The 17026-nt window shown below is 46.2% G+C and carries 18 protein-coding genes and 1 riboswitch; of the genes, 3 read left to right on the plus strand and 15 right to left on the minus strand.

Annotated elements, in window-relative coordinates; translation table 11 throughout:
- Window positions 1–56: 56 nt before the first annotated feature.
- From MHI45_RS17805 to pnuC, 6 genes are all read right to left on the minus strand, one after another.
- Window positions 57–728, minus strand: a complete 672-nt coding sequence (locus MHI45_RS17805) for a YdeI/OmpD-associated family protein (protein ID WP_340895923.1) — start codon at window positions 726–728, stop codon at window positions 57–59.
- A 210-nt stretch (window positions 729–938) separates the two neighbouring features.
- Window positions 939–2342, minus strand: coding sequence for a phytase (locus MHI45_RS17810; RefSeq protein WP_340895922.1), 1404 nt, complete (start codon window positions 2340–2342; stop codon window positions 939–941).
- Window positions 2343–2600: 258 nt separating this feature from the next.
- Window positions 2601–2912: a VOC family protein gene (locus tag MHI45_RS17815; protein ID WP_340895921.1), complete on the minus strand. Its 312-nt coding sequence runs from the start codon at window positions 2910–2912 to the stop codon at window positions 2601–2603.
- Between the two features lie 160 nt (window positions 2913–3072).
- The gene (locus MHI45_RS17820; protein ID WP_340895920.1) at window positions 3073–4464 is read right to left on the minus strand and encodes an amino acid permease; all 1392 of its coding nucleotides are present in this window, start codon (window positions 4462–4464) and stop codon (window positions 3073–3075) included.
- Between the two features lie 164 nt (window positions 4465–4628).
- A riboswitch (glycine riboswitch) is annotated at window positions 4629–4709 on the minus strand.
- 117 nt (window positions 4710–4826) lie between these two features.
- Window positions 4827–5837 carry an AAA family ATPase gene (locus MHI45_RS17825; RefSeq protein ID WP_340895919.1) on the minus strand — a complete coding sequence of 337 codons (1011 nt, stop codon included), beginning with the start codon at window positions 5835–5837 and terminating at the stop codon, window positions 4827–4829.
- On the minus strand, window positions 5834–6511 hold the full coding sequence (gene pnuC, locus MHI45_RS17830; protein ID WP_340895918.1) for a nicotinamide riboside transporter PnuC: 678 nt from the start codon (window positions 6509–6511) through the stop codon (window positions 5834–5836). Before pnuC ends, MHI45_RS17825 begins: the two co-directional genes overlap by 4 nt.
- Before the next feature lie 268 nt (window positions 6512–6779).
- On the opposite strand from pnuC, the gene MHI45_RS17835 reads away from it, so the two are divergent.
- A complete protein-coding gene (locus MHI45_RS17835; protein WP_340895917.1) occupies window positions 6780–7808 on the plus strand; it encodes a helix-turn-helix domain-containing protein in 1029 nt (342 codons plus the stop codon).
- Between the two features lie 61 nt (window positions 7809–7869).
- On the opposite strand, the gene MHI45_RS17840 is transcribed toward MHI45_RS17835, so the two are convergent.
- The 9 genes from MHI45_RS17840 to MHI45_RS17880 form a co-directional block, all read right to left on the minus strand.
- Window positions 7870–8766: a sensor histidine kinase gene (locus tag MHI45_RS17840; protein ID WP_340895916.1), complete on the minus strand. Its 897-nt coding sequence runs from the start codon at window positions 8764–8766 to the stop codon at window positions 7870–7872.
- Window positions 8767–8788: 22 nt separating this feature from the next.
- Entirely contained in the window at window positions 8789–9550 is a 762-nt protein-coding gene (locus MHI45_RS17845; protein WP_340895915.1) for an ABC transporter permease, read from the minus strand.
- The gene (locus MHI45_RS17850; protein WP_076113779.1) at window positions 9543–10466 is read right to left on the minus strand and encodes an ABC transporter ATP-binding protein; all 924 of its coding nucleotides are present in this window, start codon (window positions 10464–10466) and stop codon (window positions 9543–9545) included. Before MHI45_RS17850 ends, MHI45_RS17845 begins: the two co-directional genes overlap by 8 nt.
- Before the next feature lie 83 nt (window positions 10467–10549).
- Window positions 10550–11242, minus strand: coding sequence for a response regulator transcription factor (locus MHI45_RS17855; RefSeq protein ID WP_038598076.1), 693 nt, complete (start codon window positions 11240–11242; stop codon window positions 10550–10552).
- Window positions 11243–11437: 195 nt separating this feature from the next.
- A complete protein-coding gene (locus MHI45_RS17860) occupies window positions 11438–11947 on the minus strand; it encodes an SMI1/KNR4 family protein (protein ID WP_340895912.1) in 510 nt (169 codons plus the stop codon).
- A 190-nt stretch (window positions 11948–12137) separates the two neighbouring features.
- Complete coding sequence (locus MHI45_RS17865) at window positions 12138–13115, minus strand: phosphotransferase enzyme family protein (protein ID WP_340895911.1); 978 nt, start codon at window positions 13113–13115, stop codon at window positions 12138–12140.
- A 21-nt stretch (window positions 13116–13136) separates the two neighbouring features.
- On the minus strand, window positions 13137–13568 hold the full coding sequence (locus tag MHI45_RS17870; RefSeq protein WP_340895910.1) for a hypothetical protein: 432 nt from the start codon (window positions 13566–13568) through the stop codon (window positions 13137–13139).
- Window positions 13569–13842: 274 nt separating this feature from the next.
- Window positions 13843–14931, minus strand: a complete 1089-nt coding sequence (tnpB, locus tag MHI45_RS17875) for an IS200/IS605 family element RNA-guided endonuclease TnpB (protein ID WP_340895909.1) — start codon at window positions 14929–14931, stop codon at window positions 13843–13845.
- 188 nt (window positions 14932–15119) lie between these two features.
- A complete protein-coding gene (locus MHI45_RS17880) occupies window positions 15120–15452 on the minus strand; it encodes a helix-turn-helix domain-containing protein (protein ID WP_076111852.1) in 333 nt (110 codons plus the stop codon).
- 136 nt (window positions 15453–15588) lie between these two features.
- Between MHI45_RS17880 and MHI45_RS17885 the strand changes: the two genes are divergently transcribed.
- Together MHI45_RS17885 and MHI45_RS17890 are read left to right on the plus strand one after the other, a co-directional pair.
- The gene (locus MHI45_RS17885; RefSeq protein WP_076111850.1) at window positions 15589–16296 is read left to right on the plus strand and encodes a lantibiotic protection ABC transporter ATP-binding protein; all 708 of its coding nucleotides are present in this window, start codon (window positions 15589–15591) and stop codon (window positions 16294–16296) included.
- Window position 16297: 1 nt separating this feature from the next.
- Window positions 16298–17026, plus strand: coding sequence for a lantibiotic immunity ABC transporter MutE/EpiE family permease subunit (locus tag MHI45_RS17890; RefSeq protein WP_076111848.1), 729 nt, complete (start codon window positions 16298–16300; stop codon window positions 17024–17026).

Raw genomic sequence — 17026 nt, forward strand, 5'->3', positions numbered from 1 at the left:
AACCCTAGATCCCGCTTGAGAAGGCTTATTGTTTATTCAACGGAGGGCCATTCCATTTACGGCTTGTCTCTCCGGTAAATATCAATGCTTTTATACCCTTCACCCAGAATCTTCTTCATTTCCGCCCTCCGTTTTTCTCTAGTCTCCTCTTGTACAGCGCTGTATACATAACGGGCCCAATCCTTTCGGTAGCCGGGCGTAAGGGATTGGTAAAAAGCCAGCTGCTCCGCACTATCCGTCAGATCCTGCTCCACAGCAGGGATCATAGAGGTGTAATCGTCCACACGTTGACTTGGCTTTGAAGATGCATCCTTGTTCTTCCGCGCCTCCTCTTTGAATCCGACAACGGTAAACACATCATTTAAGCCCACCATACGTGCAAACTTCAGGTTGCTTGTGCCAATATAACCGTCCTCATCGGCTCCTACCCCTTCAAAAAGACTGTCTCTGTGAATGTAGGCCGAATAAACCTTATTCCCTTTTTTGGGATACGCAGCGAACAAATAGCCGCCTTTATTTAAATAGTTGTGATCAATCACTTTATGGACGAGATCCTGTAGCGATTCCATATTGAGCACATAAGCAAAAATCAGATCATAACTGCTGGCTGTTAATTCAGTATCATGCTCTGCTAATCCCGCTAAACTGTCGTCATTCTCTGGTCTGTACAATACAGCAACCTTTTTGAATTTGTGCATATTTAGCTTTTCTACAATTGTTTTAGCCATATACGGCCCCCCGTTAAATGTTGTCTTTATTTAGGGTTGCATAACCGTTGCCTTTTTGCAAGCCGTGCAGCTTCTGCAGCCCCATAAGGAAATACCTTCCTTGCTGAAAAAATCAAAGCAGCCCCTAAGACCCCTGAAATGTGGAGTTGGAGGCTGCTTATGAGAAAATGTTCTTTACTTTAAAGCTTGCACATTAGCTGTTAACTAATATTACTTCGCGCTGCGGTCCACAAGTTTACGAGGATCCACTTTGTTGTCCATCAGAAGCGGAGTCTTTGCACCTTTAGCAATTTGATCCCAGGCTACCACTTTAAAGTTTTGGTTAAGCTCTTTGCCATTGTTAATGTTGGAATCATCCTGTGCGATGAAAATGCCATAAGGGAACTGTTCGCCCAGTCCGAACCCGAGTACATCAATACCATCAGTTACTGAGGTGCCATCGGTCAATGCGCCATCGGCGATATTGAAGCTAGTAAGGTAAGCGTTATTGCCTTCACGGTCATATATTGCGTAGCTGTCACTGCCTTGGCTGGAGGCGATTAAATAACCTTTGCCGTCGGCACCGTAATAGAGAGTCAACCCTTCAATATCATCCTGCAATCGGCGTCCGTCCGCAATATCGACAGTGGATAGAGGTTTTGTGCCGCTGTCCGGCTCCGCATTATATTTGTATATCGCGTAATCCTCTTCCGCTATATACATCATGCCATACTCATCATCAGCTACCATACCTTCTGATTGCGTAGCCAGCTTAAACTCGCGAACGAGCTTACCTGAAACTTTGCCCTTCCCGTTGTCAGTCAGCTCATATTGCTCAAATTCGCCTTCTTTACCCAGAACCAGAGCGTAATACTCATCCGATTTCAGGCTATGGTAAAGGCTGAATCCGTATACCTCTTCCATCTTCGCTTTAATGGGCTCTGCTACAATGTCAGTCAACTTCCCGGTTGCCCCATCCATAGCAAAAATATCGATCGTGTTCGTAGAACGGTTCGTCGCGCCAACAATATCTACTTTTTTATCGCCAAGCAGAAAATCATAACGTATATCAATATTATTCATTTTTCCTACTTTATAATTTTGAAGCTCCTTGCCGTGCAAATCATAGACGAGGACACCTCCGCCTTTGTTCGTGGCAATGATTTTGGAATTCGCCGGGTTCGCAGAATCGAGCCAAATGGCCGGGTCATCGGCTGCATCCTCGCCATCTTCAACGGCTGCCGTCTCTACCTGAGCGGTTACCGAATAAGGGGTGATGATATCTGCGGAATTGATAAACTTTGCATTTTCCGCCAGAATAGCTTGAAGCAGCTTGGAAGGAATGTACATCTTGCCATCGACTAATTTGACCTCCGCTGGAAGCTCGCCTGCTTTACCCGCTAGACGATATTCCTTATCGCCTGCCGTGAACGTGCCTGCGAATCCGTTCTTCAGCTTGACCAGTGCCGACTTATCGTCGCTATCCCATGTGATAGTTGCTCCGATCCCATCCATGTGCTTGCGCAGAGGTTCATATCCTTTTAGGTCTGAGGCGGATGCTGCGTTAGTTGTTGCGGCAGGAAGTAGAGCGCCTGCAAGGAGCAGCGTAGATAGTACAGTTTCCCATGTTTTCATTGATGTTCAATGTTCCCCTCTATTGTTAGTAATTGCTTAACTATAGAAGATGAGTGTAAAAGAAGTATTAACGGACAACTAAGCCTTTGTAAAATTAACAATGTAAATTCAAGATAGCATTTGAATGCATCTCATAGTTCTAGACTGCCTCTATTTTTACTCAGCAGGGAATTTGCTCATATCCATATACAGCACATTCCAGCGATGACCATCCAAATCAGCAAAACCTGCACCATACATCCAACCCTGGTCATGGGGCTAGCCGTAGATGCTACCGCCAGCCTTTACCACCTTCGTTACCATTTCATCCACTTCTTCCTTGCGATCTGCACCAATTGTAAACAATACTTCAGTGCCTTTCGTTGTATCTGCAATATCATTTCCTGTAAATCTTTCGAACGTGGACTCCGTAAATAGCATCACAATAACATTCTTGTCTCCGATGACTAGACTAGCTTTATCATCAGCATTTCCAGGTCCTTGATTCAAAGAAAATCCAATCTCCGTGAAAAAATCTTTTGATTTGTTGATATCTTTAACTGGTAGATTGATCCATATTTGCCCCGCCATAGTTATTCCTCCTTATAAACAAAATTATGTCCATTTTCATTTATAAGAATAACTGCCGGAATTGCTTCTTGAAAGGTGATATTGAAGAATTTCAATTTTTTTGCCTAAAAAATAACTAAGGCCTGAGGCAATCCCCTTTTCTATTAAAAGAATGATCGGGTCAGGCATCCATGGGATGTGATTCTGTACTGATTATTTTGCTGCTTCTTTCCCGCTTTCTCCGATTCGTCGAATACAAAACAAATAATAAAATAAACCATAACGGCGTCAATAATAAGGCCGGACGTGTTTCTTCAGCAAACAGCATAATAATGAGTATGATTGCAAACAACGCTAGGACTACATAATTAATAAATGGGGTGAACGGGGCTTTGAATTTTGACTTCGCCTGCAATTCCGGCTTTGTTTTCTTATACCGCAAATGACAGATCAGAACGATACCCCAAACCCAGATGAAACAAATGGCACTGATGGTTGTCACGATTCCAAAAGCAGTCTCCGGAATCAGCTTACTCAAAAGAGCTCCCACAGATAACACAAGCGTGGAGATGAAGAGCGCATTGCTTGGGACATGATTTCTATTCAGCTTTGCAAAATTGGCTGGAGCCTGGTCATTCCTGCTCAAATTATATAGAATCCGGCTTGTTGAGAACATTCCGCTGTTACAGGCAGACGCGGCTGAAGTCAATACGACAAAGTTAATAATTCCAGCAGCAATCGGTATCCCCACCAAACTAAACGTTTTAACAAAAGGACTTTCTGCCGGATTTAGTTCCGTCCATGCGTTGATGCATAACAAGGCGATAATGGCACCCACGTAGAAAAATAGAATTCTTAAAGGAATTTTATTAATAGCCGATGGGATGGTTTTTTCTGGATTGGATGTTTCGGCTGCCGATACCCCCACCAATTCCACACCGACAAAGGCAAACACAACCATTTGGAAGGAAAGTAGGAACCCTGAAACCCCGTTCGGGAATATCCCCCCATGTGCCCAAATATTACTGACAGTAACCGTTCCGTTAGCCGTTTTGAATCCAATCACCAGCAGGATTGCCCCGATAACAATCAACGCCAGAATAGTCACTACCTTGATTAATGCAAACCAAAACTCCAATTCGCCAAAACTTTTTACAGTTAATAAATTGAGTCCTAATAAAATGATCAAACAAATGACGGCAGGGATCCATTGCGGGATATCAAACCAATATTGTACATATACGCCAACAGCTATAATATCCGCCATAGCCGTCATGATCCAACAAAACCAATAGGTCCATCCGGTTACAAATGCTGCGCGCGGTCCAAGATAATCTTCAGCGATGTCTGTAAAAGATTGATAACCCGCTTTTGACAACAGAAGTTCTCCCAAGGCCCTCATAACAAAAAACACGGCAATACCGACGATTAAATAAGCAAAGATGATGGATGGTCCTGCGAGTTGTATAGCTTTACCTGATCCTAAAAACAATCCGGTCCCGATGGTGCCGCCAATTGCAATGAGCTGAACATGCCGATTCTCTAAATCTCTCTTTAGTTCTTGTGGTGCCATGTGAAACTCCCCCTCTAAATCTAAATATTTCTTTGTGAAATGATGAACAAGTAAAAATGACAATAAAAAAAGAGACTGGATGCGCTCCAATCTCACGGTCATAAGAATATTAAATAAAATACATTCATCATTCTGACGCTTATCAGAATAACAAATGAATTATCCAGTACTCTTCTGTCCTTTTGCCTGAGATTGTGAACCCTTCGGCGCCGGGGAATCCCCACGGTCTCTCCAGAAGCTGCTCCTGCTATAGTGTGATCCATAGCATTCATAGCTTAGAAATTATTTGATTATAGGATCATAACTTCATTTAAATATTTTTCAATACTAATCATAGTCAAAAGTTTTGTCAATAACATTAATTACCACCGTGCTTCGCCAAAATAATTATGATAGGGCTTGAACGTTGCCAGCACTTCGTCTACCTTACCCATTCGTTCCTCCAGGCTTCCCCGAAGTGTGATGTAGGGAATCCGCCGCGCCTTCAAATCCGCAATAATTTGCTTATGGAAAATATGCCGCTTCTGATTCCCGCTGCGGTCCCATGTATCCTCGTAAGGAATGTCGTCGTCGCACAGGAAAAAAAGGTCATACCGCTGTGCATTTTCCAGGGCGATCCGGGTTAAGCGTTCAGGGGCCCGGCCGTGGTAATCCAGGGCAAACATATAAGTCGTGATCGCATTGGTATCGACAAAAAGATATTTATCCGCTTGCAGTAAAGCCCGCTCTTCCCGCTCCATATGGCCGACAGCAATTTCATCGAACGCCTCCAAGCCAATTCGGCGGTCCACCTGATGCTCCGTCCAATAGTCGCGCCCGTATTCGCTCGCATAGGTTGTGCGATACCGCCGGGCCAACGCTTCGGTGATCGTGGATTTGCCGGTAGACATCGCTCCCACAAAAACCACTTTTGTTATTAAATCCCGATACACGCTATCGCTCACATATTGCCGGTACTTGTAAGGATCCGAACGGACCATGGTAGCTGAAACCGGTACCTGCCCGCGAGCTTCATCCACCCGCCGGTCTACTGCGCCCAAAGCGATGCTCATATGCTCTCCGTAAAACTCGCTGGAGTAGAAATGCGTCACTTGCTCGCCTTTCAGTAACCCCAGAATATATTGCTCCTCCCTTATCTCATGCTCCCGGTCGTTCGAATACCCGTCCGGACCGTCCCAGGCTTCAATCACCCGCACCGCCGGGTAGAGCTTGCGAATCCAGTTGGCCCGGATTTGCAGCGGGATCGGGGTCACCGTCGTCTCATAGATCACTACAATCAGTTCGTCGACCTCTTGCAGCGCCGTCTCGAACATGAACTGATGCCCTTTATGCAGCGGGGCAAACTTTCCGAGCGTTAAGCCTAATCTCTTCATGCTGATACCTCCCTAGCGCCCTTGTTCCAATTGTAGTAGCCGTATACAGCGTTAACCAGATACGCGCTCCACATGACGATCATCAGCAGGCCTTCACCGCTCCCCTCTAGCATTCGAATTACCCACAGCAGAACCGTGAACATATTGAGGACAATATAGACCAGCCATTGTTCCTTGAATCTTCGAACCATTAATAGAGTGGCGACAACGGACAACACCGTCGTAATGGCATCAATATAAGGCGAATTCTGCCCCGGTATGAACGATAGACCCAGGCCCAGCAGCAGGCTGCCTAATACGCAGACCGCCCCCACAAGGAGCAGACGCTTGAGCTCCAGCTGACGCATGGACAGCTTGCCATCAGTCCGGTTATTTTTCCACATATAGAAGCCGACCACATTCATAGGAACAAAGAACAGCAGATTTAGCATAACCTCTCCAAACAAACCGTTGACGTAAGCCAAGTACGCATAACCAATGGTATTGTACATGCCAAACACATAACTCATCAGATTTCCCTTCGCCGCGAGCACCACACACAGCACCCCGGTGATAAAGACCGTAAATCCGAATAAAGAATCCTTAGAAATCACCGTAAACCCAACAGCAATTGAGGTAAACAAAACCAGCCAGGTCAACTCAAACAGGTTCCAATCGCCCCATGATTTATTCACTTGCATCCCCTCTGCTTTCATCCGATTTGTGCACCATAAAGTTAGTTCACTCTTACTTTCAACTTGATAATAACACATTGTTAATATCATTGAAAGCAAAAATGCACACTTGATGAATCGAATGTTCAAAAGGGAGGCTTCGTGCCTTGTGGCTGCTAATGTAACTGATAAGTTAATTCGTTTAACCACGCGGTCATTGAGGAGATTTTAAACCACAAGTTATAATTCAAGGGACTAGTCGAACTGATAAAAATTGGAGGGTATTCAAATGAATATTGAGATCGGAAAAAAAATCAAAACCCTACGTTTACAAAAAGGAATGACTCAGGAAGAACTAGCAACAAAACTGAATATGTCATCCCAAGCCATATCCAAGTGGGAAAACAACGTAACCATGCCAGATATTCAAATTCTCCCTGAGTTATCTGTGATTTTAGGGGTTACAATTGATGAGCTATTTGCATTAACTGATGACACACATCTAGAGCGTATTGAAAATATGATTAGTACCGAACATTTTATTTCCAAAGATGATTTTAATTATGCTGAACAATTTCTCAAAGAAAGGCTAACTAATGACGAAAAAAAGGCCCCATGTCTCACATTGCTGGCTCAGTTACACATTCATCGTTCAGAGGAGCACCGTGAATTAGCTTCCCATTATGCCAAGGAGGCCCTGTTATTAGATCCACATAAAAAAAGTAATCATAATGCTTTACGGGATGCGGAGAATGGAGTCATTTTTGACTGGAACTATTCAAATCATCATAAACTTATAGAGTATTATAAAAATTTCGTGCCAAATCATCCAGATTACTGGCAGGGTTACGTATGGCTTATGAACCACTTACTTGCAGATGGCAGATGCGCTGAAGCTAAAGAAACTCTAGAAGGATTGAACAAAATCCATCCAGGTTATTTATATCAATTATATGGAGGACTGATCTGCAAGGAAGAAAGCAACCTTTCTCAGGCATTAGTTCTTTGGGAGCAGATGACGGATCTGTATCCTGATGAATGGCGTACGTGGTCCTTTAGGGGAGACTGCATGGCGAAACTGTGCAAATACGACGAAGCCATCGAATATTACACAAAAGGATACGAACTACAACCCAATCCCAAATATATAGATGCATTGATAGCAATTTCACATATATATGAGATTCAAGGAGAATATGATAAAGCTATTGAGAAGCTTCAAGAAATTATCGAACAATTGGAAAGTAATTGGGAAATCACAAAGGGTAAGGCAGTTGATTTTTATGCAAGAGAAATAGAATATTTCAAGAAACTGTAAGTAAAGTGGCATAAACGACTAACTGAATTCCCCATTGATTGGCTAAATCGGTGTCCCGTGATCACAGCTTCCAGCGGCAGGTCATCTTTAAGTTGCCCCCGTGCAGCTCCGCGGTCAGCGTGCCGTTCATCTTGTCCATTAGACTTTTGGCGATAGAAAGACCAAGTCCCGATCCTTGGCCGGATCGGGTGCGGTCGACCGTGTAGAAGCGGTCAAATAGCAGCCTCACATCAATATCGGATAATTCCTTCGCTTCGTTAATGATCGTAAACTCGGCAATCTCAGGCTGTTGCTGGAAGCAAATTTTCACATGACCGATAGCATGCTTGATAGTATTGGTAAGCAAATTCTCAACGACCCTCCGCACGGCTGATTCGTCGGCATATACGGCTACCTCTCCCTCCGGCATCCGAATGTCCGGCGTAATGTCCCGTTCGTTAAACCGGTCGTAGAAACCGACCAGGATGTCTGACAGGAGGACAGTCATTCCGATCCGCTCAGTCTTAAGCTGATAATCGGAAGATTCAATTAGGGATAACTCGAAGAAGTCGTTCAATAGTGCTTGCAGCCGTCTCGTGCGATTTTTAACAATGGTGAGGTATTCGTGCTTCTCCTCAGGCGTAATAGGCTCTGCTTCCAGCAGTTGAATATAGCCAAATATGGAGGTGAGCGGAGTACGGATATCATGGGAAATGTTCGCAATCGCCTGCCGCAGCTCATTCTCGGTTCGTCTTCTGCGGGCCTCCGCGTCGACTACGAGATCGGACTGGCGATTAATTTGACCTGCAAGCGTTTCGAGCCTCTGGTCGAATAGAGTCACGTCTATTTTTTTGCCGGTTGTCCGTTCATTATAGTGGCGCAGCTGCTCCGTCATCCGCCCCAGCTCCCGCCTCATCAGCAGCAGATGGGCAAGCAGGAGAGCCGCCACCGTAACCGATATGAGCGTTATGATAAGCAAGACTCTCCCGCCCCTCTCATTATTATTTAATTTCTTTTCTGCGGAACACGAGAATACCGAGTAGCGCGGATACAACAATCGTCAGCACTGGCACGAGCAGGAGCGCTGGCAGATCGCCGCTGTCAATACTGGGCTTGCCGATATCGTTCATCAGCTTGAAGATAGAATAATCATACACTGTAGTAAAGAAAGGGATGTACTCACCCAAGCCCCCCAAAATCGTATCAATCATTAGGAAGAAAATCATCGAGAAGCCGATCGTCTTGCCGCTTTCGGTGAACACGGCAGTCAACAGCGCCCCGATCGCCGCGTAGCCTGCAGTATACAGCAGTGTTAGTCCGAGGGCCCGCGGTATGAAGGACGCGTCAAACCCCTCCGGCAAATGGCCGAAACCTGAAAGCAGGGAAACTTCGGTCGTGCTTACGATCGGGAATACGAGAGAGATAGCCATGGCTCCGACCGAGAATCCGATCAGTTTGGCGGTGAACAGCCGCCCTCTATCGTTGCCCGACGATGCGATCGTCTTCATGACACCCGTCGCATATTCATTGGCGATGAAGAATCCGGCCAGCGCTGCTACGCCGAATTTGATCACATAGCCATTGCTTGCAATAAATTGAATCAGAAATTCGGCTCCCGTGAACTGCGGCTCTCCACTCGACTTATGGTCAAAGTAGTAGAGCAGTGGATAGACCAGTGAAAGAATGGCGGAGATTAGCAGCAGCACGCGGAACGACCTATCCTTACGCAGCTTGAACAGCTCGGATCTAATCAGATTATACATGCCCGGCACCCCCGATCCGCTTCATGAAATAGCTCTCCAGGTCTTCGCCCATCGGCATAAACTGCTCAATTTCCAGACCTGCGGAGAATAGCGTCGAAGATACTTTACCTGGCTGTTCGATGCGGCCAAACAGCTTGATCGCGCCATCGGGCATCACTTCGAAATCGTTGGTGTGGAGTTCGTTCTGAATAACCGTTGCCGCCTTGTCCGGATCATCCGCTTTAATAAACACGTATTGCTGGCATTTATCATTCAATTCCTGAGCAGTGAGCTGCTCCAGCAACTTGCCGTTATGAATGATGCCGTAATGGCTTGCCAGCAAATGCAGTTCGCTCAGAATGTGGCTGGAGATCAGAATCGTTATCCCTCGTTCGTGGTTAAGCTGCTTGAGCAGCTCGCGCATTTCGATGACGCTCATCGGATCGAGCCCATTGGTCGGCTCGTCCAGAATTAGAAATTCCGGATCGCTTAGCATGGCGATTGCCAGACCCAGCCGCTGCTTCATGCCAAGCGAGAAATTCTTCACTTTCTTCCTGCCTGTTCCCTGCAGTCTGACCAATTCCAGCATCCTTGGGACGCAGTCTTTGCCGGGGATGCCCCGGAGGAGCCGGTTCACCTCCAGATTCTCGGCGGCGGTCATGTGGGGGAACAACGAGGGGCTCTCGATAATCAGCCCCATCCGCTTACGGGCCTGGGTCAACGCCCGCTCGTCGCTCGCGCCGAACAGCGCAATACTTCCGCCAGACGGAAAAGCTAGTCCGGTAACGATGCGCATCAGCGTCGATTTTCCGGCTCCGTTCTGCCCAATAAAGCCATATATGGAGCCTTTGCGGATAGATAAATTCACTTTATCCAGCGCTACGCTGCCTTTGAACTTCTTAGACAATTGATTCGTCTGCAATACATATTCACTCATTGTAGTCTTGGCCTCCCTTATGTGATAGACCAAGTATAGAAACGAAAACTTAAGAGGAGCTAAAGCCAATCCTTAAGAATGTCTTAAGGCTTTAGCCGATAGCCCATGCCCCATACCGTCTCGATAAATTCGCTGCCGGGCGCAGCCTTCGCAAGCTTGCTCCGCAAATTGCTCATATGAACGTTGACCGTATTGTCGTCTCCGTAATATGGCTCATCCCATACGCTTTCGTATAGATTTGCTTTTGTGAATACCTTTTTCGGTGCCGACAGAAGCAATGTGAGAATCTCATACTCCCGGGCGGTCAGCGCAACCTCTATCCCCTCTGCCGTCACCGTTTTGGAATCGTGGTCGAGCACAAGTCCCTTATGCTGCAGCACACTCAGCACAGCCGGCGGAGCAATCTGCGCAAACCGGCGCAGATGGGAATCGATTCGCGCCGAGACTTCCTCGATATCGAAAGGTTTCGTAATGAAGTCGTCCGCACCCCCGCGCAGCGCTGACACCTTGGTCTGCTGCTCACCCTTGGCCGAAATGATAATGACTGGCACGCCTCCCCGCAAGCGGATCCATTTAAGCAGCTCCTCGCCCGTCATTCCCGGCAGCATCAAATCTAGCAGTACCATGCTCCATTCCCGTTGCTCCAGATAGAGTAGCGCCTCCGTTCCGGAAAAGGCAGGCTGTGGCACATAACCGCTTTTTCGAATAATGCTGCACAGCAGCCGGCTAATGTCATTGTCGTCCTCGGCCACGAGAATATTTATTGAATTATCCATTTTTTCTCCTTGTATTATCCTTAATCGCCTGTCATTTAGATGTTCTATAGCCTATATGATAGTCGATTTTTACCTCTATTTCCAGAATAGCCTTCCTGATGCGGCCCTTTCGGTGTTCGCTGGAATCCGGTGGTTTTTTATGCTATTCAAATGTTCCACGTGGAAATTCCGCTCCAATCTGCCCGCCTCATAAATCTATTGCTTCAAAAATTCATCCACACTGATTTGCTGTAACTCATACTCCGCGCCGATGCTTTTTAATTGATCCTCTATTTTAGCGGAACCCCGGGCAATGCCCTTATACACCAGTAGAGGTGCCGCCTCCAGATAAGTTTTTGCCAGCGCATAATCGCAGGAGAATACCTTTTTGATAAACACCAATATTTTTATTTTGTCGGCGCCCGGGCCTGTAATGAACACTTTGTAGTAATCCAACTGCTCGTCTTCGCCCATCTCCCCTTCCTCCTCAATCCCCCTAGGAAGTAAGACGCTGCGAAGAAATTCGGTAAGATTATCATAAGCAACGGAGAAATCCCAAGAACCCTCTCCATGCCTTGCAGTATAAATCACGGTATCTCCTCTGGAGAGATCCAGGCAATACGGATCTCCTTCATCCGACGCAATAACGAGATAATCGCGCGGCCAATCGGTAATGACCTCTTCCGTAACGGGATTATAATTGTAGCCCGATTGGCCTTCAACCAAGTCCTTGGCACCGTAAATAAATAGATTGATCGGTTAGCAGCTGCATCGGATACTTCGCGTAAAAATCGGGGTTTTGCTGCCTTGTCTTCTCTAAAGCTGATTGCATTTTCTCCAAAACGTTGTCTATTCCTTGATAAACGTTCTGCATTAAGATCACCACTTTAATTAAGAATGGATTGCTTCGATTGAATTAAAAACTGTAGAAAACCGCTTCACCGTTTAGGAAGGGTTTGCAATAATTCTCAATCAAATCCGGCATTTGTTTACGTATCCACATATGCTTATCTTGGTTACTTACCAGAAAAGCGTAGTAGGCAAATATCACCAAAAACATGAAACCCTCTAGCTGCTCAGTGTCTATTTTTCTGGAAATGATAGTAGTGTAGCCGGCTAGTAGAGCGTTTCGCAATTCTCCTTCAGTCAAAAGGGCACCCATAGCGATATCCATCGCGTAATATCCAGAACCCGACAAGCCAAAGTCGATGAACGAAGTCCCCTTTGGTGTGAGGATTAAGTTACTATAGTTGATGTCTGCATGGATGAATCCCCATGTCTCCATCGTTTTGCTCAATATTTTAATACGATCATTGATCAACGAAAATGTATTTTCAAGAATATAAAAATCCTTGGTAGCGATAATACCCATTTCTTCACCGGATCGCAATTTGGCCAGTATGGTATTTGTCCACTCTATTTCATATTCGGGTCTAATAAAACTTGAGCCCTGTTGATAGCGCATTGAAAACTGATGCAAGTAGGCAATACGCGTCCCAAAGGTACGAACTGTTCCCTCACTGTTCAAGTCTTGCTTGGACATGATTTCCCCAAAAATCCATTTTAAGACGGAACAGTGCACTTCTTCGTGTTCAATGACAACAGTTGTTACCAGTTCACCGTTTAAATTCGGAACAGGGATTTGAACAGGTAATTCGGAATGAGAAGACCAAGCTAACAGATAATCCAACTCCGATTGAACAGCCCCACGCGTATTATGTACACCCTGCATGTTTTTTGTAATGGGTTTATGCATCCGCAACAAATAAGTGTCTCCAGAATACTTTTCTGTGACCTTGTATGTGATGTTCTCGTTATGACGGATCAATTCCACGAAAGGGTCAATAAAAGAATACTTCAGTAAGACTTCCTTAAAACACTTCGTATAATCCATAGAATATCCCCCCTAGTTACCCTACTCTTCTTGGAAAATCGCCTTAATTCCCTCTAGTTCCCGGGGCTTAATTCCGTTTTCACTAAGTACAACCACGGAATCGGCCCTTTTCCAGACAAGAATTTCTCCATTCGTATCCCAACTAATAATATCCTCAGGGAAATCTTCCACCTTTTTTAGCCCCAGCAGTTTGACTAATTCACCATACTTGTTCTCATCCACAATCTCATAGTAGTCCCTATATGCGTCTAACTCATATTTAAAAACGGTCTGCCATTTCCCTTTGTTGACCTGATTCAGCATGGCTGAACTCTCTATATGGGTCTCAAAATTGTTGCATTTCAAGTCGTATCCCTCATAATATCTGCCTTGCTCATCAATTGAAAATATCTCTTGATACAACGTATCTGCACAATTAAAGTGGCGTATGACGATATCATCCTCCGGTTCCATTACGATTAATCCGCCGAATCTTGTCTGGAAATCTATTAACTGAGCTGTAGGTATGATTGTTGCCGCTTGAAAAGCATTGATTATCTCCTTCTCATCCTTAACAGAGTCTTTCCATTCGGAGTGTGCAAGATAATCACAAGCTCTTTTTGTTGAATCTCCACCACTTAGCTGACGCTTGAAGGGGTGGATTCTTGCGAACAGAGGAGCAACCTCCTCTTATGGGCAAGCGATCCCTGCGTTCTCGCAGTTCTACGTTTATTTTTATAGGTAATAGCTATACCGCTACCTGTTTGATATTATAAGCCGCATTTTCATCCCGATCATGGTGTGTTCCGCAAGTTACACATGTCCATTCTCGAATCGAGAGGTTCTTCACTTCGGGATGGATTGTGCCGCATACGTGGCACTGCTGACTGGTCGGCTCGAAGGTGTCGGCAACCCGGAGGGTTCGTCCATACCAGGATGCTTTATACGTCAGTTGACGCACCCATTCGCCCCAGGACGCATCAGCGATGGACTTGGAGAGTTTGGGATTTTGTATCATATTCGCCACATGCAGATGTTCGATACTGATCGTTTGGCACTCACGGATCAGCTTCGTTGTCATCTTGTGGAGAAAATCCTTCCGGGAATTTGCAATGTGTTCGTGAATACAAGCAATGTGTTTCTTGGCTTTCTTCCAGTTGGAGCCCCCTGGTGTGCGTCTCGCCAAACGCCGCTGCCACAGCGCAAGCTTTTTCTCGTATTGACGGTAAAACCTGGGGTTGGCAAAATGTTCGCCGTTGGAGCACACAGCATATTCCTTAAGCCCCAAGTCAATGCCGATATGTGCATCTGCTTGTGGGAGTGGGGTCTTTTCGACCTCGCAAACCAGGGAGACAAAATACTTATCGCTGGCGTTTTGCCGTACCGTAGCGGACAGTATACGACCCTCCAGCTTCCGGGAGTTGGCGAAACGCATCCAGCCGAGCTTGGGAAGCTTCAATCGGTTGCCTTCAATGGCGATATTTCCGTTCGTGAATTTCGTGGTGTAGCTTTGTACTGGATGCTTCCGGCTTTTGAAGCGAGGCGCTTGATTTTGCTTTTTGAAAAAGCGGTCAAAGCTATCTGCCACATGCCGAACGGCGGACTGTAAAGCAATACTATCGACTTCTTTGAGCCAGTCATATTGTGTTTTTAGGACGGGGAGCTGTGTCGCACAGGTCTGATAGGACAAACCTTTGCCTGTCTCGGCATAGGTTTGATTCCACTCTTCCAGGAAATGATTGAACACAAAGCGGCAGCAGCCAAACATTCGACGAATGAGTTGCTGTTGCCCGGTATTCGGGTAGATGCGGTATTTATAGGCTTGATGAACGATCATGTGCGACACCCCCATTTGTAGTATTTTCTTACAGTATAGCACGTATGTTCGCTGAATAGTTGAAAACCGCCGATTCCTCTCCGCCTACAGAGGTCGGAGTCTTTTCGGCTTTTGAAGATAAAACCATATCGTCACCCTTTCCTTATTCGTAATTTAACAGCTGGTTAGGCCGCGGCCATACTTTTGTTTCATAATAATTCTTTTAGTACATTTTTAGCCAGCCGTATCTTCTCATCATTGGCATCACGAAGTAAAGCCACAATGTCTTGAATATCGCTCTCTGCTGATGTAACGATGAAATCTTCATCCAGATATGCAAACAACTGTATTAAATTCACTTCAAGGGATTCCGCAATCTTATTTAAATTCAGCAAAGATACGTTTTTCTCCCCACGTTCAATCTGCCCTATGTATGAAAAATGAAATCCGCCTTTCTCACCAAGGGCTTCCTGAGACAAGCCCCGCTCTTTCCGAAGAGCACGAATACGGGTTCCTACGAGCTTTAAGATTTCCTTATCCATTACGGTATTCACCTCTCCATGTCAATCTTGCCCTATTTATAGATTACCTCTTAATTCTTCGGGTGTATCCCCCATTATCCTTACAGAATCCTTAGAATCTCCCCTTACACTGTGGAAGTGGAAAGGATGATATAATATGCGGGACAATATTTTAGAAACCCAGAATCTTTGCAAAAGCTTCAAACATCAACCAGCCGTCAACAAAGTATCGTTAGCAGTACCGAGTAACTCGATCTATGGGCTCTTAGGACCAAATGGTGCAGGCAAATCGACAACGCTCAAAATGATCGCAGGCATGCTGCGCCCCGATTCCGGGAGTATTCGTATTCATGGGCATGAATGGACCCGGAAGGATTTAGGCGAGATTGGCGTATTAATTGAGGCGCCACCGCTCTATGAGAATCTGACTGCCAGAGAGAATCTTAAGGTGCGTACGCTTGCCCTCGGACTGCCGCAGTCCCGGATCGAGGAGACCCTCTCCGTTGTGGATTTAACCGATACCGGAAAGAAACGTGCCGGACAGTTCTCCATGGGCATGAAGCAGCGGCTGGGAATCGCGATTGCACTCTTAAACCAGCCGAAGCTGCTGATTCTGGACGAACCGACCAACGGGCTGGACCCCATCGGGATTCAGGAGCTGCGGGAGCTGATCCGTTCTTTTCCCGGGCAAGGAATCACCGTTATTCTGTCGAGTCATATTCTCTCCGAGGTCGAACAGGTAGTGGACCAGATCGGAATTATCGCCGGGGGTGTTCTGGGGTATCAGGGAGCCGTTCCCCACGGGCAAGAGCTGGAAGCCTTATTCATGCAGGTCGCCGCAGCCAACCGAAGGGCTGGTGAATAACATGCTTTGTCATATTAGGGCTGAACGTTTAAAATGGCGGGGCACGGCTATCCCCAAGCTTGTCTGGCTAGCACCTGTGTTCACGCTGCTCCTTTGCGCTATTTTAACGGGCGGAGCCTTATTTCAAATGGGGGCTTACAACTGGTGGTACACGATGCTCTTGCCCGGAGCACTGACCCTTACCTGTTCACTGGCTCTGCATAAGGACGCCAAGATGAAATACCATGGACTGCTGGCTCTGCCCGTTGATCTGAAGACACTCTGGACCGGGAAAATAATTGCCTGCGCAGAATGGCTATTAGTCACTATCCTCCTGTTCCTGGTTGGCATTACTTTCGGCGGAATACTGTTCGGCCAAACCATTCCGCCGCTGAACAGCATGGCTGGCAGCTTCCTGATCTTCGTCACGTTTCTGTGGCAGATTCCATTGTGTCTGTTCCTGGCTGCACGACTCGGATTATTCGCTGCTGTTCTGCTTAATATATTCGGTAATGTCATGGGTGTCGTTGCCTTCGATACCGGAGGACTGTGGGATTTTGTGCCTTATACTATTACTGCCAGGCTCATGTGCCCAGTTCTGTCTATCCTGCCGAACGGTCTCAGCGTACCGGTGGACAGTCCGCTGAGAAGCACGGAAATGATTCTTCCGGATGCCCTGATCTCCCTGGCCTGGTTCGGATTGCTTTCCCTCCTTACTGCGCTATGGTTCCGTAAACAGGAGGCGAAGTAA

Origin of the sequence: Paenibacillus sp. FSL H3-0321 (genome assembly GCF_038002865.1) — a bacterium.
Classification (GTDB): domain Bacteria; phylum Bacillota; class Bacilli; order Paenibacillales; family Paenibacillaceae; genus Paenibacillus_AQ.

What these genes read in the sequence shown, in the direction of transcription:
- MHI45_RS17805 (WP_340895923.1), bottom strand. Translation starts at nt 728, where the DNA reads ATGGCTAAAACAATTGTAGAAAAGCTAAATATGCACAAATTCAAAAAG.
- MHI45_RS17810 (WP_340895922.1), bottom strand. Translation starts at nt 2,342, where the DNA reads ATGAAAACATGGGAAACTGTACTATCTACGCTGCTCCTTGCAGGCGCT.
- MHI45_RS17815 (WP_340895921.1), bottom strand. Translation starts at nt 2,912, where the DNA reads ATGGCGGGGCAAATATGGATCAATCTACCAGTTAAAGATATCAACAAA.
- MHI45_RS17820 (WP_340895920.1), bottom strand. Translation starts at nt 4,464, where the DNA reads ATGGCACCACAAGAACTAAAGAGAGATTTAGAGAATCGGCATGTTCAG.
- MHI45_RS17825 (WP_340895919.1), bottom strand. Translation starts at nt 5,837, where the DNA reads ATGAAGAGATTAGGCTTAACGCTCGGAAAGTTTGCCCCGCTGCATAAA.
- MHI45_RS17835 (WP_340895917.1), top strand. Translation starts at nt 6,780, where the DNA reads ATGAATATTGAGATCGGAAAAAAAATCAAAACCCTACGTTTACAAAAA.
- MHI45_RS17845 (WP_340895915.1), bottom strand. Translation starts at nt 9,550, where the DNA reads ATGTATAATCTGATTAGATCCGAGCTGTTCAAGCTGCGTAAGGATAGG.
- MHI45_RS17850 (WP_076113779.1), bottom strand. Translation starts at nt 10,466, where the DNA reads ATGAGTGAATATGTATTGCAGACGAATCAATTGTCTAAGAAGTTCAAA.
- MHI45_RS17855 (WP_038598076.1), bottom strand. Translation starts at nt 11,242, where the DNA reads ATGGATAATTCAATAAATATTCTCGTGGCCGAGGACGACAATGACATT.
- MHI45_RS17865 (WP_340895911.1), bottom strand. Translation starts at nt 13,115, where the DNA reads ATGGATTATACGAAGTGTTTTAAGGAAGTCTTACTGAAGTATTCTTTT.
- MHI45_RS17870 (WP_340895910.1), bottom strand. Translation starts at nt 13,568, where the DNA reads ATGGAACCGGAGGATGATATCGTCATACGCCACTTTAATTGTGCAGAT.
- tnpB (WP_340895909.1), bottom strand. Translation starts at nt 14,931, where the DNA reads ATGATCGTTCATCAAGCCTATAAATACCGCATCTACCCGAATACCGGG.
- MHI45_RS17880 (WP_076111852.1), bottom strand. Translation starts at nt 15,452, where the DNA reads ATGGATAAGGAAATCTTAAAGCTCGTAGGAACCCGTATTCGTGCTCTT.
- MHI45_RS17885 (WP_076111850.1), top strand. Translation starts at nt 15,589, where the DNA reads ATGCGGGACAATATTTTAGAAACCCAGAATCTTTGCAAAAGCTTCAAA.
- MHI45_RS17890 (WP_076111848.1), top strand. Translation starts at nt 16,298, where the DNA reads ATGCTTTGTCATATTAGGGCTGAACGTTTAAAATGGCGGGGCACGGCT.